The following is a 20,637-nucleotide window of genomic DNA, read 5'->3' on the forward strand; positions in this document are numbered from 1 at the left end:
CCCGCGGCGTCGCGGCTCGCCGCGACCGTCCCGGAGCGCCGCGCCCGCGGGGAGTGCGCCCCCGTGAGCGAGGCACGACGCCGAGCGTCCGCGAATACGGCGCTGGACGCAGAGTTTGAGCGGCACGGGGGCGCACGCCACGCGAGGGCAGGCGCTCCATAGTGAAATGCCGCACGCGGCAGGCAGGCTCGCCAGCCGCGACCGCCGTCCGCACGAGGCAGGCGCTGCAGCACGACATGCCGCGCAGAGCAGACAGGCGCACGCTCAGGAGACGCAGCGCGCCGATCGACGCCGGACGCCCCCGCTACGCCGCGTCCCCGCGCAGTTCCCGCACCCTCGCCTCCAGCAGCGCCGCGCTGGCCTCGGTGCCTGGCACCGGCTCGCCGGCCACGATGCCGATCGGCGCGCGGAAGCGCCGCGGCAGGCGCATCCGCCCGAGGCGCGAATCGCGGCGGCTGAACATGCTGCCCCAGAGGTTCTTCAACGCCATCGGCACCACCGGCACCGGACGGGCGGCGAGGATCTTCTCCACCCCGGGCCGGAAGGGCGCGATCTCTCCATCCTTCGTCAGGCTGCCCTCGGGGAAGATCCCCACGATTTCGCCGGCGGCGAGGGCGGCATCGATGCGGCGGAAGGCCGCCTCCATCAGCGCAGGGTCTTCCTTGCTGCCGGCGATCGGAATCGCCCCGGCCACCCGGAACACCCAGTTGAGCACCGGCAGGCGGTAGATCTTGTAGTACATGACGAAGCGCACCGGGCGCGGGATGGCGCCGGCCAGCAGCAGGGCATCCATGTAGCCCACGTGGTTGCACACCACCAGCGCCGGGCCTTCGTCGGGCACGTGTTCTTCCACGCCACGGATCTCGATGCGGTACATGGCCAGGGTCAGCAGCCAGACCAGGAAGCGCATCAGGAACTCGGGCACGAGGCTGAAGATGTAGACCGCCACCACGGCGTTCAGCACGGCACCGACGAGGAAGACCTGCGGGATGGAGAAGCCTGCGGCGATGAGACCGATGGCCAGCAGCGCCGCGGCGACGATGAAGGCGGCATTGAGGATATTGTTGGCGGCGATGGTGCGCGAGAGCTGCTCGCGCGGGCTGCGCTGCTGGATCAGGGCGAACAGGGGCACGATGTAAAAGCCGCCGAACAGGCCGATCATCGCCACGTCGAGGGCCACCCGCCATTGGCCTTCGGCGGCGAGGAAGCCGCGCCAGTCGATCGGAGCGGCAAGGCCGGCTGCGGCCTGCAGCGCGGTCTCGGTGGCCGCCGGCTGGGCGAAGTAGAGATCGATGCCGAACAGGGTCATGCCGATGGCCCCGAGCGGCACCAGGCCGATCTCCACCGTGCGCCGCGACAGCGATTCGCAGAGTAGCGAGCCCATGGCGATGCCGATGGAGAACAGGGCGAGCAGCAGCGAGATCACCGAGGCATCGCCGCCCAGCACCTTGAGCGCGTAGTTCGGCAGCTGCGCCAGCACCAGCGCGCCGAAGAAGAAGAACCAGCTCACCCCGAGCACGGCGTTCAGCACCACGCGCTGGCCCTTGAGCACGCCCAGGGTGGCGAAGGTGGCGCGCAGCGGGTTGCGGTCGATGGCGAGATCGGGGGCCGTGGCCGGGGCCGGCGGCACGGCGCGGGCCACGAGGTAGCCGAGGAGGGCGATGGCGATGACCGCGAGCGAAGCGTAGCGCTCGCCCTGCTCGAAGCCAGCCACCAGCCAGCCGCCGAACAGGGTGCCGACGAGGATGGCGAGGAAGGTGCCCATCTCGACCAGGCCATTGCCGCCAGTCAGTTCCTCGGGCTTCAGCGCCTGGGGCAGGATGGCGTACTTGATCGGCCCGAACAGCGCGCTCTGGGCGCCAAGCAGGAACAGCACGCCGAGCAGCAGGGGCAGGGAATCCAGCCAGAAACCCAGCGCCGCCAGCAGGGCGATGCCGATCTCGAGCAGCTTGATGCGGCGGATCGAGCGCGCCTTCTCGTACTTCTCCGCCCATTGCCCGGCACTGGCCGAGAACAGGAAGAAAGGCAGGATGAACAGGGCGCTGGCGATGTTCGCCCAGAGGCTGCGCTCGGCGTCGGTGAAGCCCACCACCTTCACCGTGATCAGAATGATCAGGGCCTGCTTGAAGACGTTGTCGTTGAAGGCGCCGAGGGCCTGGGTGAGGAAGAACGGGGCGAAGCGGCGCTGGCCGAGCAGCTCGAACTGGTTGCGTGGCATCCGGGGGATCCGTGGGGCCCCCGGAGACACTATCAGAGGGCCGTGGGGGCGGTCTGCGCCAGCGAGGGCCGCACGGCCATGCCCGCCAACCACCCAGCCAGCGCCGGGGCACGCGGCCGCCACGGCCGGTCGGGGAGGCGGAAGTCGAGCCATTCGAGGCCACAGGCCACGGCGAGGTCGGCCAGCGTCAGGGCCTCGCCCTCGAAGTGGGCGCGGCCGGCGAGGCGGCGCTCGAGCTCATCGATGGCGCCTTCCACCTTCAGCCACTGCCAGTCCATCCAGGCCGCGCTGCGCTGTTCCGCCGTGCGGCCGGCCCACACGGATTCCAGGCGGATCGCCACTCCGGCATCCATCAGGCCATCGGCCAGGGCCTCGATCCGCTTCACCCGCATCCGTGCCTCGAAGGCGTCCGGGATCAAACGCGGGCCGGGCATGGCGTCCAGCCATTCGCAGATCACCGGCGAATCGAACCAGGCCTCGCCGCGCTCATCGACGAGGCAGGGCACCTTGCGCAGGGGGTTGAGCGCCGCCACCGGGCTCGCCGGGTCGAGCACGTCCACCAGCACGAGTTCGAGAGGGAGGCCCTTCTCGGCCGCCAGGGCCCGCACCTTGCGGGCGAAGGGCGAAGGCAGGGAGCAGAAGAGCTTCATGGTCGCCTCCGGTGCGCAGCGCTCAGCCCTGTTCACGCGCCACCGCGCGCCAGCCGATGTCGCTGCGGTGCAGCTCGTTGGTCCACGAGATCTTCGCCACCGCCTCGTAGGCCCGGCGCTGTGCCTCGGCGATGCCAGCCCCCCTGGCGCAGACACAGAGCACGCGGCCACCGCTCGTCTTCACCCCCTCGCCGTCCCGCACGGTGCCGGCATGGAAGACCTTGGCGAAAGCCGGCACGGCATCGAGGCCGTGGATCACGTCGCCGGTGATCGGGGGCTCCGGGTAGGGCTTCGCCGCCATGACCACGCCCAATGCGGCCTCGGCCGACCAGTGGGCCTGCACCGTATCGAGCCGGCCGTCGATGGCAGCCTCGAGGAGATCGACGAGGTCGGAATCGAGCCGCAGCATCACCGGCTGGGTCTCCGGGTCGCCGAAGCGCACATTGAACTCGATCACCCGCGGCGCGCCCTGGGCGTCGATCATCAGCCCGGCATAGAGGAAGCCGGTGAAGGGAATGCCGTCGGCCGCCATGCCGCGCACCGTGGGTTCGACGATCTCGCGCATCACGCGGGCATGCACCTCCGGCGTGACCACGGGCGCGGGCGAGTAGGCGCCCATGCCGCCGGTGTTCGGGCCGGTATCACCATCGCCCACCCGCTTGTGGTCCTGGCTGGTGGCCATCGGCAGCGCATGCACGCCGTCCACCATCGAGATGAAGCTGGCCTCCTCGCCCTCGAGGAAATCCTCGATGACCACGCGCGAGCCGGCGCTGCCGAAGGCATTGCCGGCCAGCATGTCGCGCACCGCGGCCTCGGCCTCGGCCACGTCCGTCGCCACGATCACGCCCTTGCCGGCGGCGAGCCCGTCGGCCTTCACCACGATCCGGGGGTCGTTCCGTTCGGCCGTACGGGCGCGGATGTACGCGATCGCGGCGTCGACCTCGGTGAATACCTCGTAGCCCGCGGTGGGGATGCCATGGCGCCTGAGGAAGGCCTTGGCGAAAGCCTTGCTGCCCTCGAGCTGCGCGGCCTTGGCCGTGGGGCCGAAGATGCGCTGCCCGGCGGCGCGGAAGCGGTCGACCACCCCGGCCACCAGCGGGGCCTCGGGGCCGACCACGGTGAGGGCCACCCCCTCGCGCTGCACGAGCGCCAGCAGGCCCTCGAGGTCGGTGGCCTTCACATCGACGTTCCGGCACTTCGGCTCGGCGGCCGTGCCGGCATTGCCGGGCGCGACGAGGACCTCGGAGACGCGGGGCGACTGCGCGAGCTTCCAGCTCAATGCGTGCTCGCGGCCACCATTGCCGATCACCAGGATTTTCACCGGAAAACCTCCATCTCGCAGGCAGTTGCGGGGCGGCTCGCAGGGTGCGGGCCCACGGGAGCCGCCTTGTTCAGTGGCGGAAATGGCGGGTGCCCGTGAACACCATGGCCATGCCGTGCTCGTCGGCAGCGGCGATCACCTCGGCGTCGCGCATCGAACCGCCCGGCTGGATCACCGCGCGGATGCCGGCCTCGGCCGCGGCATCGATGCCGTCGCGGAAGGGGAAGAAGGCATCGCTCGCCATCACCGCCCCGGTCACTGGAAGCCCGGCCTCCGCCGCCTTCAGGGCGGCAATCTTCGCGCTCACCACCCGGCTCATCTGCCCGGCGCCGATGCCGATGGTCTGCGCGTCCTTCGCATAGACGATGGCGTTCGACTTCACGTACATCGCCACCTGCCAGGCGAAGACGAGGTCGGCCATCTCCTCCGGCGTGGGCTCGCGCTTCGTCACGATGCGCCCATCGCCGGCCGCCCAGGGAGCGACATCGGCATCCTGCACCAGCAGGCCACCGGCGATGCGCTTGTAGTCGAGGGCGGCGGCCGGCGCATCGAGCGCGCCGCAGGCCAGCACGCGCACATTGGGCTTCCTGGCGAACACCGCCACGGCCTCCTCGCTGACCACCGGCGCGATCACCACCTCGACGAACTGGCGCTTGAGGATCTCCTCGGCGGTGCCGGCATCGAGCGGACGGTTGAAGGCGATGATGCCGCCGAAGGCCGAGGTGGGGTCGGTGGCGTAGGCGCGGTCGTAGGCGGCGAACACGTCCTGCGCCACGGCCACGCCGCAGGGGTTGGCGTGCTTCACGATCACGCAGGCCGGCTGCTGGAACTGCTTCACGCACTCCAGCGCCGCGTCGGCATCGGCGAGGTTGTTGTAGCTGAGCTCCTTGCCCTGCAGGACCCTTGCGGTGGCCACGATGCCCGCCGGCGCGCCGCGCTCGACATAGAGCGCCCCGCGCTGGTGCGGGTTCTCGCCGTAGCGCAGCGGGCTCATGAGATCGAGTTGCAGGTTCAGCGTGGCGGGCCACTCGGCGGGCTTTTCCACGTCCTCGACGCGCTCGGAAAGCCACATCGCCACCCGGCCGTCGTAGCGCGCGGTATGGGCGAAGCCCTTCGCGGCATAGGCGCGGCGCTGCGCCGCGGTGGTGCCGCCGGCAGCGAGCGCTTCCAGGAAGCCCTCGTAGTCGGAAGGATCGGTGAGCACGGCGACCCGGGCGTGGTTCTTGGCCGCCGCGCGCAGCATGGCCGGGCCGCCGATGTCGATGTTCTCGACCGCATCCTCGTAGCTGCAGCCGGGCTTGGCGACCGTCGCCTCGAACGGATAGAGATTCACCACCAGCAGGTCGATCGCCTCGATGCCGTGCTCGGCCATCACCGCCTCATCCGTGCCGGCGCGGCCGAGCAGGCCGCCATGCACCCTGGGGTGCAGGGTCTTGACGCGGCCATCCATGATCTCCGGGAAGCCGGTCACCGCGGAGACATCGGTGACTTCGAGGCCGGCCTCGCGCAGGGCCCTGGCCGTGCCGCCCGTGGAAAGCAGGGCGACCCCCTTCGCCGCGAGGGCCTGCGCCAGCGGCACGAGACCGGTCTTGTCGGAAACGGACAGCAGGGCCCGGCGGACGGGCTGGCGGATCTCGGACATGCGCGCTCCCTCGCCCCTCGCGGGCGGAAAGCGGCGGATTATACGGGGCGGCTGCGGGCGCGGCCCGTCAGCCGACGAAGCCGGCCACCACGAACAGGGCCAGCACGCCCATCCAGATCACCAGGATGCGCCAGACCAGGCTCATCGCATCGCGCAGCTCGAGCAGGGCCGGAGCCTGCGCCGGGCCGTCGGCAGCGCAGGCGTCCTCTTCCGCCAGTTCCACCGCCACACTGGCGCGGGCGGCGGCCTCGAGATGGCCGAGGCCGAGGCGGACGCCCTCGGCATGCCACTGCCGCCAGGCGCCGATCACGGCGTCGAAATCCGCGGCCAGGGCCAGGGTCAGGGTCATCAGCTGCGCTACCGGCCAGTCGAGCAGGGCAAGCAGGGTGGCCGCCGCCCCGCCCTGTGCCTCCGGCAGGCGCTCGCGCGCCGCGCCCTGCGCCGAGAGCGTCACCAGGCGGTAGCCCACCGCCCCCACCGGCCCCAGCAGCAGGAACCAGAACAGCGGGCCGAACCAGCGCCACAGGGCACAACGGAACACCGCCTCCACCAGCGCCCCCCCCTCCACCGATACCGTCTCGCGCTGCGGGAACAGCGGGCGCGCGGCCTCGCGCCGGGCCTCCAGGCCCTCGGCCGCCACCACGGCCTCGACATCGAGGTCGAGGTCCCGCGGCCCCCAGGCATAGAACAGGGCCGCCACTCCCAAGAGCAGGCCGAACAGGCCATAGGCCCAGCCCGCCCAACCCCATTGCAGCAGACCGAGCACGGTAAGCGGCAGCAACAGGCCGAGCGGCAAGACGAAGCCGCGCAGGGCCGAGCCTTCACGCCCCAGCCAGCCGAGCCAGGCCACGAACCAGCCGTACTGGCGCAGGCTGGCGAGCGGCCGAACGAAGTGGCCGAGCAGCAGGGCGAGGATGACGGCGACGAGGGTGGTGGCCATGGGCAACGGACGGGAATCGGCCCCCAGTCTAGCCTGAGGCCCTGGCATGCCAGGCCTCGATCAGCGACCGGGCGATCGACAGGCGCGGCGAGAAGGCGATCGGCGGCGGCTCGCCGGCGGCAGGGGCATCGCTGGCGGCGAGGCCCTGCGCCACCTCTTCGTGGCTGAACCAGCGGGCATCCTCCAGTTCTTCCCCTACCACCGGATCGGGCGCGTCCGGCGCGGCCTCGGCGAAGCAGCCCAGCATCAGGGCCGAGGGGAAGGGCCAGGGCTGGGCCGCGGCGAAGCGCACCTGCTGCACCCGCACGCCGGTTTCCTCGAACACCTCGCGGGCCACCGCCTGCGACAGCGATTCCCCCGGCTCGATGAAGCCGGCGATCACCGACCAGCGCCCGGCCGGCCAGCGCGCCTGCCGCCCCAGCAGCAGGCGCTCGCCGGAGGACACGGCCACGATCACGGCAGGATCGGTGCGCGGGTAGGCCTCGAGGCCGCAGGCCGGGCAGCGCACCGACCAGCCGCCCTGGCGCAGCTCCACCCGGGCGCCGCAGCCCCCGCAGTGGCGGGCGCGGCGCTGCCAGTTCAGCACCCCGGCAGCGGCGGCGAACAGGCTGGCCTCGCGCCCCGGCCAGCGCATGCCGGCCTCGCGCAGGTCGCAGGCCGGGCGGCCTTCGGCCCGCTCCTCGAGCGCGAAGCAGGGGGTATCGCCGGCCATGCCGAGGAACAGCGCCGCCCGGGGCCGCTCGCCGCGCAGCGCCGCCCCCAGCGGCCAGGCCGGGAGCTCGCCCGGGACCAGGGCCCGCGACTCGCCGTCCAGCAGCAGCACCCGGGCCCGCGGCCAGAGGGCATCCAGCGCCTCCTCCGCCTCGCGCAGGTGGCCGGCGCGGTCGAAGCCGCCCTCGGCGAAGGCGAAGCCGGACAGGCTCACACCGAGAAGCTGCTGCCGCAGCCGCAGGTGGTCTTGGCGTTCGGGTTGCGGATCACGAACTGCGAACCGGCGAGGCTTTCGCGGTAATCCACCTCGGCCCCCATCAGGTACTGCAGGCTCAGGGGGTCGACCAGCAGGGTCACGCCATCGCGCTCGACCGCCACGTCGTCCTCGCCGCGCTCCTCGTCGAACTCGAAGCCGTACTGGAAGCCCGAGCAGCCGCCGCCGGTGATGAACACCCGCAGCTTGAGCGCCGGGTTGCCCTCGTCGGCGATCAGGGCCGCCACCTTGCGCGCCGCCGCCTCGGTGAACACGAGCGGGGCATCGAGGTCTCGGTAGCTGGGGGTGGCGGTCGCGGTCATGTCCGGGAGATGGCGTCGCAGGCGGCGGGATTCAACCGGGCGATTGCAGCAGAGCCGGCGTCAGGCCGGCGTCGCCTCGCGCTCGCCGGTGCTGCGCGGCGAGGGGCTGGCGGCCTTGCGGCCGCCCCCGGCAGGCGGGGTGCCGGCCGCCGGCGGCGCCAGGTGCACCAGCTTGCCGCTCACCTCGGCCCCGGCCGCCATCTCCACCACCGCGTAATGCAGGTCGCCCTCCACCCGGGCCTCCGGGCCGAGCTCGAGGCGCTCGCCGGCATGCACCACGCCCTTCACCCGGCCATTGATGATGACCACCGGAGCGCGCAGCTCGCCTTCGACCACGCCGCGGGGGGCGACGGTGATGGTGGCCGCGGCCCCGTCCTCGGCCACGGCCTTGCCGACCAGGCGGCCCTCGACGTAGAGGCCGCCCGAGAAGCGCAGCTCGCCGCTCAGCACCACCGGGTGGCCGATCAGGGTGTCCACGCAGGCGCCGCTGCGTTGCGCACGGCCCTTGCCGTCGCCGAAAAAGCTCATGGTGTTCCTCCTTGGGGGGTAGGCCAGGGCACCCGGGCCTCGACCACGCCGCCCGGCGCGTCGAGGGTGACCCGCACGCGCTGCGGCGTGAAGCCCTCGGGCAACACGATACTCCCCTCGAGTTTCTGGAAGTAGCGGAAGGAATACTCCTGCCCCGGCGCCAGCTCGGCCGGCACCAGGGATGGCCAGTCGAGGGTGGTGAGCGCGCCGCCCTCCACCCCTTCCACGGCAAAGCGCATCCGCCCGCGGCTGATCGCGCCGCGGTTGAGGTTCTGGGTGAGCGTGAGGGTGTAGCGCCAGCTGCCGCCGGCCTCGCGCTGGAACTCGGCGGCATGCACCGAAAGGCCACGACGCTGGCCGGTGGCGCCCACCAGCCGCTCGTAGAACTCCACGTCGGCGCGCAGGGCCGAGATCTCCTCGTCGCGCTCGGCCAGGGTCTGCTGCAGCTCGATGTTGGCCGCCCGGCTCACCTGGTCGGAGCGGCGCAGGTTCGCTGCCTCCTGGGCCAGCGTCTCGAGCCGGGCCGCGGTCTCGGCATGCTCGCGGCGCAGGGCGGCATGCTCGGCCCGCAGTTCCACGAGCGCCGGCTCGGCCCGCCAGGCCATGAAGGCCCAGAGCAGCAGCAGGCTCGCCGGCCAGCCGATCCGCACCGCCCAGCGGCGCAGGCGGTCGGAGGCACGGCGCGGCACCACCATGAAGCCTCGGTCGTCGGGGCGGGGGCTGTTCACGTCTCGCGGCGGCCTTGCGGAAGGGCCGCCCGGTATAGCGGCCCTTTTCAGGCAGGGTCAAGCCGGCGGGCGCATACTCGCGGCGAGCCCGAGGCCTTTACGTGGAGTCCCGCCATGCCCGATGCCCCCGTATTCGCCCTCGGCCTTGCCCTGGCCTGCCTCGCCGGCGTCCGCGCCTATCTCACCGTGCTCGGCACCGGCATCGCCGCCCTGCTCGGCTGGCTGCCGGCCAGCCCCGAGACGGCGGTGCTCACGTCGCCCTGGGTGCTGGGCACCGCCGCCGCCCTCGCCGCGGTCGAGTTCGCCGCCGACAAGATCCCCGGCGTCGATTCGGCCTGGGACCTCGTGAACACCCTGGCCCGCATCCCGGTAGGCGCCTTCCTCGCCTCCGCCGCCTTCAGCCCGGAAGGGGAATGGAGCCTGGCCGCCGCCGTGCTAGGTGGGACCGCGGCCCTCACTACCCACGCCCTGAAATCTGGCACCCGGGTGGCGATCAATGCCTCGCCCGAGCCCCTCTCGAACTGGCTTGCCTCCAGTGCCGAGGACGGCTTGGTGGTGGGCGGTCTTGCCCTCGCCCTGGTGGCACCGGTGCTGGCCCTGGGCCTGATCCTGCTCGCCCTGGCCCTGGCCGGCTGGCTGGGCTGGCGCCTGCTGCGCCGCTTCACCTCACGCCGACAAAGAAAACCGTTAGCCCCGTCACAAGTGTGAACTTTTTTGAACCACCGTCCCGGCGGCGGCGGTGGACGTGAGAATGCGGCGGTCCCCCCGTGGTGCCGCCGCCCGTGACCCTCGCCACCGCCATCCAGACCGGCCAGCTCACCGCCGAAGACCTGGCGCCCCTGCTGCGCCAGCGCTGCCGGCGCATGGAGCGGCGGGTGCGCGGGGCCCGGCGCAGCGGCTGGGATATCAATGCCGTGGCCCAGCTACGCGAGGAGCTCGGCCCACTGGCCCAAGGCCTGCACGCCCTGGGTCAGGCCCCGGCAGTCGGCACCGTGCTCGCGCTCGCCGACGCGCTTGCCGTACCGCTGGAGGCCCAGGCCCTGCCCGACCCGGTGCTGGGCGCGCGTCTGAGCGCCCTCATCGAATCGCTGATCGAACAGCTGCCGGCCAGCGGCGAGGGCGAGGGCACCCGGCATTACGCCCTGATCCCTCACCCGCCGCGCGCCGAAGCGCTGCCGCTCGGCTTCTGGCGCCGCTGGGTGGCGGATGCCGCCGCGCCTGAACGGGTGCCCGCCGCCCCGCGGCCCGCCCCCGCTCCGGCACGCCCGGCCGCGCCCGAGGCGACTACACTCGATGGTCTTTCCATCGGCAACGGATCGCTGGCCATGGGCACGCTGCGGCTCTACCTCCTTTCCGACGACGGCCCCGAGGCCGCGGCCCTCGCCGAGCAGCTGCGCAGCCGCCAGTTCGAGGTGGACCTGCTCACCGGCATCGACGAGCTGGTGGAACTCTCCGGCGCCCTGCCCGCCGACGTGGTGCTGATCGACCGTCCGCATGCCGCCGCCATCGAAGCGATTGGCGAGGCGATGAAGCCGATCCGCGCTCGCGCCAGCCAGCCCATCCGCATGGCCCTGGTCTCCGACACCGACGACGTGATGGCGCGTCTCGCCGCGCGCCGCGCCGGCGTGGACGCGGTGATCGTGCGCCCACACGGCGGCCTCGACATCGCCAACCGCCTGCGCGACCTGTTCAGCACCGGCGAGCCCTCCTACCGCGTGCTGATCGTCGAGGACGACCGCGCCCAGGCCCTGTTCGCCGAGGGCGTGCTACGCAACGCCGGGATGGAGACCCGGATCGTGCTCGATGCGCTCGACGTGCTGCCGGCGCTCGACAGCTTCCACCCCGACCTGATCCTGATGGACTTCCACATGCCGGTGGCCAACGGCATCGAGCTCACCGCCCTGATCCGCGAGCGCGAGGCCTTCGTGCACACGCCGATCGTCTTCCTCACCGGCGAGCAGGACCAGGAAGTGCGCTTCAACGCCCTCGACGCCGGCGGCGATGACTTCCTCTCCAAGCCGATCCGCCCCAAGCACCTGATCGCCAGCGTGCAGGGCCGCATCCGCCGCTACCGCGACGTGCAGCAGATCCGCGAACGCGAGGGCGAGGCCGGCACGGCGGCCGCGCCGCTGGCCAGCGTCGACAGCGGCATCGTCGAGCGCGGCCGGATGATGGCGCGTATCGACCAGCTCATCACCGAGGGCCGCGGCAAGGGCGGCGTGGTCTTCCTCGAGATGGAGACCATCGCCAAGCTGCGCGAGCGGCTCGGCCTGAGCCAGTTCGAGCGCCTGCACGTCGAGGCCCTCGACCTGCTGCTGCCGCTGGCCGGCGAGCGCCTCGTCTGCCGCTTCGCCGACGGCGGCTTCCTGGTGCTCGATGCCAGCCTCGATCCCGAGGAACTGCTGATGCTCGGCGTGCAGCTGCGCGAGGCCCTGGCCGCCCACGAATTCCGCCTCGGCGACCAGAGCGTGATGACCCCGGCGGTGGCCGGCGTGGCGCCCTTCGCCCCCGAGCTCACCGATGCCGGCGCCCTGCTCAATGCGGTGGAGAAGGTGGCGCATGGCGCGCGCAAGCGCCCCGACCGCATCGACCTCTACCGTCCGCTGGCCGCCGAGGAGGCCGCCCGCCAGGCCGCCCTGATCGAGGACATGCGCCAGGCCATGGCCCAGGGCCGGCTCTCGCTGCTCTACCAGCCGATCGTCGCCGTGGCCGGCGGCGAGGAGAGCCGCTACCAGACCCTGCTGCGCCTCGACACCAGCAGCGGCAGGCGCATGACCGCCGCCGAGGTCATCCCCGCCGCCGAACGCTCCGGCTTCATCGTCGAGATCGACCGCTGGGTGATGCGCGAGGCCATCGCCCGCATCGCCCAGGCGCGCGCCAGCGGCACGGCCATGACCCTGTTCGTCACCCAGTCGCCCTACACCCTGGCCCACGGCGGCCAGGCCGAGTGGCTGCGCAACGAGCTGCGCGCGCTGGGCGTGCCGGGAAGCGCCCTGGTGATCGAGCTGCGGCTCGCCGATGCCAGCGTGCACACCGGCACCCTGCGCGAGTTCTGCTCGGCCATGGTGGCCGACGGCGTGCAGTTCTGCCTCTCGCAGTTCGAGCCCGGACCCGAGGTCGAGTCGATCCTGGAGCAGCTGCCGCTGTCCCTGATCAAGCTCGCCGGCAAGTACAGCACCGGGGCGCTCTCCACCGCGGTGCGCGACGAGCTCCGGGTGATCATCGACCGCGCCCACCGCCGCAGCCTCGAGGTGATCGGCCACGGCGTCGAGGACCCGCAGGCCGCCGCCACGCTGTGGATGAGCGGCGTCGACTTCGTGCAGGGCAACCTGGTGCAGCAGGCGGCCGACGGCCTCGACTTCGACTTCAACCAGGCGATCCTCTGAGTGCTGCCGCCGCGCATCCCCAACCGCCTCCTCGCCGGCTGGCTGCTGCTCGCGGGCGCCGGCGGCCTCCTCCTGGCCCTGGTGCTCGGCCTGCTGCCCACCGGCGGCTTCCTGCCGATCGTCATCGCCGCCACCCTGCTGACCGCCGCCGCCGCCTGGTGCGTGCCCGGCGGCCTGCGCCAGGCCCGCGAACTGCTGGCCGAGCACCAGCGGCTCACCAGCGAGAACCAGCGCATGCTGGAGACCCTGCAGCAGGAGCTGGAGCGCCACCGCCGGCTGGAAGCCGAGCTGAAGGAGGCGAAGAAGCAGACCGAAGCGGCGATGATGGCCAAGGGCGAGTTCCTCGCCACCATGAGCCATGAGATCCGCACGCCGCTCAACGGCATCCTGCCCGTGCTCGACATGCTGATGACGGCGCGGCTCACCCCCGACCAGGCCGACCTGCTGCGCACGGCGCACGGCTCCGCGAAGCAGATGCTGCGCATCGTCGACGACATCCTCGACTACTCCAAGCTCGAGGCGAACAAAGTCGACCTCGAGACCACCGCCTTCAACCTGCGCGAGCTGGCCGAGTCGGTGGTGCGCCTGCTCACCAAGCAGGCCGAGACCAAGGGCCTGCTGCTGCACCTCGAGATCGAGCCTTCGGTGCGCCTGCCGGTGCGCGGCGACCCGACCCGCCTGCGCCAGGTGCTCACCAACCTGCTCAGCAATGCCATCAAGTTCACCGACCGCGGCCGCGTCACCCTGCGCATCCAGAAGATCGGCGAGGACCGGCTGCACCACACGCTGCGCTTCGAGGTCATCGACACCGGCATCGGCATCCCGAAGGAGAAGCGCTCGCAGCTCTTCGTCGCCTTCTCCCAGGCCGATGCCTCCACCACCCGCATGTACGGCGGCACCGGCCTCGGCCTCGTGATCTGCAAGCGCATCGTCACCCTGATGGGCGGCCGCATCGATGTCGAGAGCACCCCGGGCCAGGGCTCGAAGTTCTGGTTCGAGGTGCCGGTGCTGAAGGCGGTGGGCGACCTGCCGGCGGCCCGCACCGACCTCTCCGGCGCCCGGCTGCTGCTGATGACCCCGGACGCCGCCCTGCGCGACCGCCTCGCCACCGCCATGCAGGGCTGGGGCCTGCGCCTGTCCTACTGCAGTTCGCCACCGGAAGCGCTGCAGATGCTGCGCTCGGCGGTGTCGCGCGGCAATGCCGGCGCCTTCGACGCCCTGGTGGCCGACCTGCGCGATGGCGCCTCGGCCGCCGTGGTGCTGCAGCGTGCCCTCGGCCGCTCGCCCGAGCTCGAGGACCTCGCCATCGTCTTCCTCGCCGGCACCGAGAGCCCGCCCCCCGAGGCGCTCGCCTCGCAGCGCACCACCCTGCTGCGCCGCGAGGTGGCGCCGGCCGATCTCAAGACCGCGCTCGCCGCCCTGCTGGTGCCGGCCGCCAGCGCCTCGGCCCTGTCCGCCGGCGAGGCCGAGGGCTTCGGGCTCGAGGCCCCGCTCGATCCCCCGACCGCCGCGCTCGCCGCCCTGCCCCAGGGCAGCTCGGTGGGCGCCTTCGCCGAGGCCGCCATCGGCCGCCGCGCGCGCCTGCTGCTGGTCGAGGACAACCCGGTGAACATGCTGGTGGCGCAGAAGCTGATCTCGCAGATGGATCTGATCTGCGAATCGGCCGGCGACGGCGAGCGGGCGCTGGAGCGCATGGCCGCCGGCAATCTCGACCTCGTGCTGATGGACTGCCAGATGCCGGTGAAGGACGGCTACAGCGCCACCCGTGAGTGGCGCCAGTACGAGGCGGCGCACGGCCTGCCGCGGCTGCCGATCATCGCCATGACCGCCAATGCCATGGCCGGCGACCGGCAGAAATGCCTCGACGCCGGCATGGACGACTACCTCTCCAAGCCGGTGGACAAGACCCAGCTGGAGGAAACCATCAAGCGCTGGCTGCAGCGCGGGGCCGCGGCCCGCCGCAGCGCGCCTGCCGCGCCGCCGCCCGGCGCCACGCCCGCCAGCCCCGCCGATGCTCCGGTACTGCCCGAGGTCGCCAGCCTGAAACGTCCGGAGCCCGCCATCGGCGCCCCGGCCGCTCCCGCCACCCCCAGCCCTGCCGAGACCCCCGTGCTGGACCAGGAAATCCTCGCCGAACTGAAGGAAGTGATGGGCGCCGAGTTCGACAACCTCGTGCGCATGTTCCTCACCGACGCCAAGAAGTACATCGACGAGCTGGAGGCGGCGGCGGCCGACAATGCCCTCGAGCGGATGATCGCCCCGGCCCACACCCTGAAGTCCTCGAGCGCCAACCTCGGGGCGATGGCGGTCTCGGCGGCGGCCAAGCGCATCGAGGTCGGCGCCCGCGAGGGCGTGCTGCCGCGCCCGGCGGTGGCGGTGGCGGTGCTGGAAGCCGAGTTCCAGCGCGCCAGCGAATCGCTGCGAAAGCTGGTGGCCTGAAACGCCGACGGCCGGGTCGCCCCGGCCGTCGCGCACCCGCCATCGTGGCAGGGCCTCAGTCCTTCGACAGCGTGCTCTGCAGATAGGGGCCCTCGCCCAGGCGCCGGATCAGGTCGAGCTGCGTTTCCAGCCAGTCCACGTGCTCCTCCTCGGAGGCGAGGATCCTGGCGAAGAGATCGCGGCTCACGTAATCCCCCACCGACTCCGCATGGGCGATCGCCGCCTTCAGATCGGGGATCGCCATCTGCTCGAGCCTGAGGTCGCATTCGAACACTTCCTTCGGCGTCTCGCCGATCATCAGCTTGCCGAGGTTCTGCAGGTTCGGCAGGCCCTCGAGGAAGAGGATCCGCTCGATCACCCAGTCGGCGTGCTTCATCTCGTCGATCGACTCGTGGTACTCGTGCTCGCCGAGTTCCTTGAAGCCCCAGTTCTTCAGCATGCGGGCATGCAGGAAGTACTGGTTGATGGCGGTGAGTTCGTTGTAGAGCACCTTGTTGAGGTGCTGGATGACCTGGGGATCGCCCTTCATGGCCGGCCTCCTGTGGATGGAACGCGCCCAGCCTAGCGAAGCTGAGCGCGCGCTGCCGGAATGCGAATGCGTGCGCGTTGCGCTGCCGGAAATGGAAATGGCGTGAAGGGCGTGGGCGGCCCCGGCTCAGGCGGCGACGGGCAGGCCGAGCGGCCGCGCCCTGGCCTGCTCGAGGGCCTCCAAGGCGTACTCGCGGCAGCAGCCGCAGGTGCTGCCGCAACCGGTGCGCGCCGCCAGGGCCTCGAGGCTGTCGCAGCCCTCCTCGACGGCACGCTGGATATCGCGCTCGGTCACCCCGTTGCAGACGCAGACGTACACGGCCCGGCACCTCGGAATACGAACAGTTCGCATTACAAGACGCTGCCCGCCGGCTGTCAAGCCTCCCCCACCGGCGGTTCAGGCCGGGGCAGGCTCAGGCCCGGCGCCGGGCCCGGGGCGGCTCGCGGCCGGGCAGCGGGAACTGCGGCAGGGGCACCGCCAGCTCCCCGGCCACCTGCCGGGCGGCCGGGGCCATGTGGCCGAGCGCCCGGGCATAGACCTCGCGCTTGAAGGCCACCACGTGCTCCACCGGGTACCAGTAATCGACCCAGCGGAACCGGTCGAACTCGGGCTTCGGCGTGGCATCGAGCCGCAGGGCCTCCTCGCCGCAGAGCAGGCGCAGCAGGAACCAGACCTGCTTCTGGCCGATGCAGCGCGGCTTCTCGCCAGGGCGCACGCAGCGCGCGGGCAGGCGGTAGCGCAGCCAGCCCGGGGTGGAGCCGAGCACCTCGACCTGCTCCGGGCGCAGGCCGGTTTCCTCGCCGAGCTCCCGGTACATGGCCTCCAGCGGGGTCTCGTCGCTGTTCATCCCGCCCTGGGGGAACTGCCAGCCATCGCGGTGCACGCGGCGCGCCCAGAACAGGCGGCCGTCGTCCCGCATCAGGATGATGCCGACATTGGGGCGGTATCCGTCCGGATCGATCACCGGTCGGGCTCCGAATTCACTCGGGCCACCATGCCACAGCGGCGCTGGCCGCCTCAAGTCGCGGGGGCGCGCCCCCGCAGCAGGGCCAGCAGCTGTTCGCCGGCATGGTCGGCGGCGTCGAGGAAGGGCTGGAACACCCGGTCCACGCCCAGGGCCTTGAGCTCGCGCACCGGCAACTGCTCGCGCACCGCCACCGCCACCCGCCCGCCGTAGCCGGCCCCTTTCAGGCCTTCCAGCAAGGCGCACTGGCCCTCCAGCAGCGGCAGGGTGGAGAGCACCCAGCGCACCTGCGAGAGCGGCAGGGTCTCCAGGAATTCCGGGCTCTCCACGTCGCCGAAGCGCACCGGCAGGCCGCGCCGCGCCAGGCGCTCGACATTCTCCGGGTCGAAGTCCACGCCCAGCACCGGCACCCCCTCGAGGTGCAGGCGCTCCAGCACCCGCCGGCCGTAGCGGCCAAGGCCGCAGACCAGCACCTCCACCGGCGGGCCGCCCTCGTCCTTGCCGGTCTCGGCCAGCTCGCGGAACGGCATGCGGCGTTCGAAGACGCCGAGGAAGCGCGAGACGCGCTCGTAGAGCGGCCCCGAGTACAGGATCATGTAGGTGGAGAGCGTGATCGTGACGAGGCCCACCAGGGTGGTGAGGCCGAGCGCCGCGCGGTCGACGTGGCCGAGGCTGATGCCCATGGCCACGAAGACGATCGAAAACTCGCTGATCTGCGCCACGGTGAGCCCGGCCATGAAGCCGGTGCGCTTGCGGTAGCCCATGTAGCCCATGATGGCCATCACGATCAGCGGGTTGCCGATGAGCACGAACAGCGAGAGCAGCAGGGCCGGCACCAGTTCCTCGCCCAGGGTCGAGAGCTCGAGCTCGAGGCCGAGGTGGATGAAGAAGAACAGCAGCAGGAAGTCGCGGATGCCAGAGAGCCGGGCGTTGATCGACTCGCGGAACTTGGTGGAGGCCAGCGTGAAGCCGGCGATGAAAGCGCCCGCCTCCATGCTGAAGCCCGCCCAGGCCCCGAGCGCGGCCAGCGCCACTGCCCAGCTGAGAGCGAAGATCAGCAGCAGCTCCTGCGAACGCGCCATCTGCGCCACCAGCCAGGGCAGCAGGTAGCGCATCAGCACGAAGACCGCCACCGCCGCGGCCAGCACCCGGCCGGCGAGCGAAAGCACCACGCTGGCCGCATCGGGCGCCGCGCCCTCGCCGCCCGGGCCACCCAGCGCGCTCATCACCATCATCGCCAGCACCACGGCGAGGTCCTGCACGATGAGGAAACCGATGGCGATGCGGCCGTGCAGCGAGTCGAGCTCGCGTTTGTCGGAGAGCAGCTTGACGATGATGATGGTGCTCGAGAAGGTGAGCGCCACCGCCACGTAGAGCGCCGTCATCAGGTCCTTGCCGAGCGCGAGGATGATGCCGAAGCCCAGCAGGATGGTGAAGGCGAGCTGCCCCAGGCCCGTGGCCAGGGCCACCGGCCCGATGTGCCGCACGTGCGTGAGGTCCAGCTTGAGGCCGACGATGAACAGCAGCACCGCCACGCCCACCTGCGCCAGCAGGGCGATCTGGTCCTGCGCGGTGGCAAGCCCAAAGCCCGCCGGCCCGAGCGCGATGCCGACCACGATGTAGGCGATCAGCACCGGCTGGCGCAGGCGCACGAAGACGAGGCCGGCGAGCGCGGCCACCAGCAGGATCAGGGCGAATTCGCTGAAGGCCGCGGAATGCATGGGCAGGCTCCGTCAGCTCCCGAGTACCGAGGCCGGCACCCGCACATGGCCCTCCATCAGCACGCGGGCGCTGCGGCTCATCAGCGCCTTGCGCACGACCCACTGGCCATCGACCTGCTCGGCCGCCGCGCCCACGCGCATCGTGCCGCTGGGGTGGCCGAAGCGCACCGCCTCGCGCACGCCACCGCCGGCGGCTTCGTTGACCAGCGTGCCCGGGATGGCCGCTGCCGTGGCGATGGCCACCGAGGCCGTGCCCATCATGGCGTGATGCAGCTTGCCCATCGACAGCGCACGGGCGAGGAGATCGATCTCGGCGGCGCGCACCAGCCTGCCGCTGCTGGCCACGTAATCGGCCGGCGGCGCGACGAAGGCCACCTTCGGCGTGTGCTGGCGCCTTACCGCCTCCTCGGGCGCGGCGATCAGGCCCATACGCAGGGCGCCGGCCACGCGGATGGCCTCGAACAGAGCGAGGCGCTCGCGGCTTTCATTGATGGCCGGCTGCAGCTCGGTGCCGGCAAGGCCCACGTCTGCCGCCCGCACGAACACCGTGGGGATGCCCGCCGTGATCATCGTCGCCTGCAGGGTACCGACCCCGGGCACATCCAGGGTGTCGACGACATTCCCGGTCGGGAACATCGCCCCGCCCTCGTCGCCCTCGTCCACCGGATCGAGGAACTCGAGCGGGATCTCGGCGCTCGGGAAGGTGACGCCATCGAGCTCGAAATCGCCGTCCTCCTGCACCTCGCCGTTCGCGATCGGCACATGGGCCACGATGGTCTTGCCGATGTTCTTCTGCCAGATCCGCACCGTGCACACGCCATCGCGTGGAATGCGCCCTGCAGGAATGAAGCCGTTCGCGATGGCGAAGGGCCCGACGGCGCTGGAAAGGTTTCCGCAGTTGCCGCTCCAGTCGACGAAGGCGCTGTCGATCGACACCTGGCCATAGAGGTAGTCCACGTCATGCCCGGGCTGCGTGGAAGGGCCGATGATCACGCACTTGCTGGTGCTGCTGGTGGCCCCCCCCATGCCATCGGTGTGCTTGCCGTAGGGATCGGGCGAACCGATCACCCGCAGCAGCAGGGCATCGCGCGCGGCGCCGGGCAGGCGCGCGGCCTCCGGCAGGTCGGCAAGGCGGAAGAACACACCCTTCGAGGTACCACCCCGCATATAGGTGGCGGGGATGCGGAGCTGGGGGCGAAAGGTCGTCATCAGGGGTCTCCAAGCGCCGCTGAAACGGCGGCACAGGCGGTGAGAAGATCGTCCAGAAGGCGCAGATCCACGTCTGTATGCCCTTCGTACTCGGAAAGGTTGCGGACCTGGTGTGCCTTGTCGAGCACGCGCCACACAGCGGGCCCCAAGCCCAGAGTGTGCGGGAGCACCTGGAACACGATATAGCGATGCTTCGGCCGATAGCCGTGCCGGCGAAGCGCAGCAAGGCACAAGGCATGAGCGGCGTTGTAGGCAAGATCGAAGCGGCTTTCCGGCGAGAGCCCCGTGTTCCGCGCATCCGCGAGCCGGGCGCGGCCCGACCGGAGCAGACCGGCGATCTCGCTGACATCCGGCGCCTCGGCGGCCAGCGTCCCACCCGTCGAGGCAAGACGCTCAAGCGGGGAGCGCATGCTCGCCTCCGATCACCCAGATCCGCGGCTGGGCCATCACGCGTGCAAGGAAGGTCTGGCCAGACCGGCGCCTGGCGGTGAAATCCTCGACCGTGTACAGGGTGGGATTGACGCGCCGACCCAGCGCCTCCGACACCGGCTCCAGCGCCGCCATCAGCTCGCCATAGGCCAGAGTATCGGACAGCACCAGAAGGTCGATGTCGCTGCGCCCGGTGTCCTCACCTTTTGCCACCGAACCGAACACGAAGGCGGCGCGCACTGCCGGCCCGAACGGACTCAGGGCCTCGCGCAGCGGTGCGGCAAGTCCGAAGGTCTTGCGGACGATGCCGACCAGTTCGGCGTAGATCGGGGCCTCGGGATTGGCGCGGTAGCGCTTCTGCCGGCCAATGCTCTCGACGGCGAGCAAACCACTCCCGGCCAGCCGCGCCACCTCGCGCTGGACGGCACCGCTCCCGGCGCCGGTGCACTGGATCAGCTCGCTGACGCTGAGACTGCGACCCGGGGCGCCGAACAGGGCGCCAAGCACCCGCTGCTGCGTGTGCGTGAACAAGGCATCAGACAGGCTGGCGGTGGCGTAGATCGCCGCCGCTTCGCTGACCTTGGGAGCCGCCTTCATGCCCATATGGGGCACATTAATGCCCATATTGGGCATTTGCAAGCTCCGG

At 71.4% G+C, this 20,637-nt stretch carries 19 protein-coding genes; 3 read left to right on the forward strand and 16 right to left on the reverse strand.

Features of this window, described 5'->3' with window-relative positions:
- Positions 1–304: 304 nt before the first annotated feature.
- From G408_RS0107570 to G408_RS13720, 9 genes are all read right to left on the reverse strand, one after another.
- Positions 305–2,218 carry an MFS transporter gene (locus tag G408_RS0107570; RefSeq protein WP_028770608.1) on the reverse strand — a complete coding sequence of 638 codons (1,914 nt, stop codon included), beginning with the start codon at positions 2,216–2,218 and terminating at the stop codon, positions 305–307.
- 32 nt (positions 2,219–2,250) lie between these two features.
- Positions 2,251–2,868 (reverse strand): glutathione S-transferase N-terminal domain-containing protein, encoded by a 618-nt coding sequence (locus G408_RS0107575; RefSeq protein WP_028770609.1) that lies wholly within the window; start codon positions 2,866–2,868, stop codon positions 2,251–2,253.
- Between the two features lie 22 nt (positions 2,869–2,890).
- The gene (purD, locus tag G408_RS0107580; RefSeq protein WP_028770610.1) at positions 2,891–4,189 is read right to left on the reverse strand and encodes a phosphoribosylamine--glycine ligase; all 1,299 of its coding nucleotides are present in this window, start codon (positions 4,187–4,189) and stop codon (positions 2,891–2,893) included.
- Between the two features lie 70 nt (positions 4,190–4,259).
- On the reverse strand, positions 4,260–5,831 hold the full coding sequence (gene purH, locus G408_RS0107585; RefSeq protein ID WP_028770611.1) for a bifunctional phosphoribosylaminoimidazolecarboxamide formyltransferase/IMP cyclohydrolase: 1,572 nt from the start codon (positions 5,829–5,831) through the stop codon (positions 4,260–4,262).
- 67 nt (positions 5,832–5,898) lie between these two features.
- The gene (locus G408_RS0107590; RefSeq protein WP_028770612.1) at positions 5,899–6,771 is read right to left on the reverse strand and encodes a cobalamin biosynthesis protein; all 873 of its coding nucleotides are present in this window, start codon (positions 6,769–6,771) and stop codon (positions 5,899–5,901) included.
- 28 nt (positions 6,772–6,799) lie between these two features.
- Entirely contained in the window at positions 6,800–7,696 is an 897-nt protein-coding gene (gene nudC, locus G408_RS0107595) for an NAD(+) diphosphatase (protein WP_051282760.1), read from the reverse strand.
- The gene (gene erpA, locus G408_RS0107600; protein WP_028770614.1) at positions 7,693–8,058 is read right to left on the reverse strand and encodes an iron-sulfur cluster insertion protein ErpA; all 366 of its coding nucleotides are present in this window, start codon (positions 8,056–8,058) and stop codon (positions 7,693–7,695) included. Before erpA ends, nudC begins: the two co-directional genes overlap by 4 nt.
- Positions 8,059–8,118: 60 nt before the next feature.
- Positions 8,119–8,586 carry a polymer-forming cytoskeletal protein gene (locus G408_RS13715; RefSeq protein ID WP_051282762.1) on the reverse strand — a complete coding sequence of 156 codons (468 nt, stop codon included), beginning with the start codon at positions 8,584–8,586 and terminating at the stop codon, positions 8,119–8,121.
- Positions 8,583–9,281 (reverse strand): DUF6776 family protein, encoded by a 699-nt coding sequence (locus G408_RS13720; protein ID WP_051282763.1) that lies wholly within the window; start codon positions 9,279–9,281, stop codon positions 8,583–8,585. Before G408_RS13720 ends, G408_RS13715 begins: the two co-directional genes overlap by 4 nt.
- A 147-nt stretch (positions 9,282–9,428) precedes the next feature.
- Between G408_RS13720 and G408_RS0107615 the strand changes: the two genes are divergently transcribed.
- From G408_RS0107615 to G408_RS0107630, 3 genes are all read left to right on the forward strand, one after another.
- On the forward strand, positions 9,429–10,022 hold the full coding sequence (locus G408_RS0107615; RefSeq protein ID WP_028770615.1) for a DUF4126 domain-containing protein: 594 nt from the start codon (positions 9,429–9,431) through the stop codon (positions 10,020–10,022).
- Between the two features lie 74 nt (positions 10,023–10,096).
- Complete coding sequence (locus tag G408_RS13725; RefSeq protein ID WP_156890096.1) at positions 10,097–12,700, forward strand: EAL domain-containing response regulator; 2,604 nt, start codon at positions 10,097–10,099, stop codon at positions 12,698–12,700.
- A complete protein-coding gene (locus G408_RS0107630; RefSeq protein ID WP_028770617.1) occupies positions 12,701–15,139 on the forward strand; it encodes a hybrid sensor histidine kinase/response regulator in 2,439 nt (812 codons plus the stop codon).
- Between the two features lie 55 nt (positions 15,140–15,194).
- On the opposite strand, the gene bfr is transcribed toward G408_RS0107630, so the two are convergent.
- The 7 genes from bfr to G408_RS0107665 all read right to left on the reverse strand — a co-directional run bounded on the left by bfr (position 15,195) and on the right by G408_RS0107665 (position 20,624).
- A complete protein-coding gene (bfr, locus tag G408_RS0107635) occupies positions 15,195–15,668 on the reverse strand; it encodes a bacterioferritin (RefSeq protein WP_028770618.1) in 474 nt (157 codons plus the stop codon).
- Between the two features lie 126 nt (positions 15,669–15,794).
- Positions 15,795–15,986: a (2Fe-2S)-binding protein gene (locus tag G408_RS0107640; protein ID WP_028770619.1), complete on the reverse strand. Its 192-nt coding sequence runs from the start codon at positions 15,984–15,986 to the stop codon at positions 15,795–15,797.
- 94 nt (positions 15,987–16,080) lie between these two features.
- Positions 16,081–16,632 carry an RNA pyrophosphohydrolase gene (locus G408_RS13730; RefSeq protein ID WP_051282767.1) on the reverse strand — a complete coding sequence of 184 codons (552 nt, stop codon included), beginning with the start codon at positions 16,630–16,632 and terminating at the stop codon, positions 16,081–16,083.
- Positions 16,633–16,685: 53 nt separating this feature from the next.
- Positions 16,686–18,353 carry a cation:proton antiporter gene (locus G408_RS0107650; protein WP_028770620.1) on the reverse strand — a complete coding sequence of 556 codons (1,668 nt, stop codon included), beginning with the start codon at positions 18,351–18,353 and terminating at the stop codon, positions 16,686–16,688.
- 12 nt (positions 18,354–18,365) lie between these two features.
- A complete protein-coding gene (prpF, locus tag G408_RS0107655; RefSeq protein ID WP_037412782.1) occupies positions 18,366–19,562 on the reverse strand; it encodes a 2-methylaconitate cis-trans isomerase PrpF in 1,197 nt (398 codons plus the stop codon).
- Complete coding sequence (locus G408_RS0107660) at positions 19,562–19,972, reverse strand: hypothetical protein (RefSeq protein ID WP_028770622.1); 411 nt, start codon at positions 19,970–19,972, stop codon at positions 19,562–19,564. The genes prpF and G408_RS0107660 overlap by 1 nt, the downstream gene beginning before the upstream one ends.
- Positions 19,956–20,624, reverse strand: a complete 669-nt coding sequence (locus G408_RS0107665; RefSeq protein WP_245584286.1) for a nucleotidyltransferase domain-containing protein — start codon at positions 20,622–20,624, stop codon at positions 19,956–19,958. The genes G408_RS0107660 and G408_RS0107665 overlap by 17 nt, the downstream gene beginning before the upstream one ends.
- Between the last annotated feature and the right edge of the window lie 13 nt (positions 20,625–20,637).

Origin of the sequence: Silanimonas lenta DSM 16282 (assembly GCF_000429065.1) — a bacterium.
In the GTDB taxonomy this organism is placed as follows: Bacteria; Pseudomonadota; Gammaproteobacteria; order Xanthomonadales; family Xanthomonadaceae; genus Silanimonas; species Silanimonas lenta.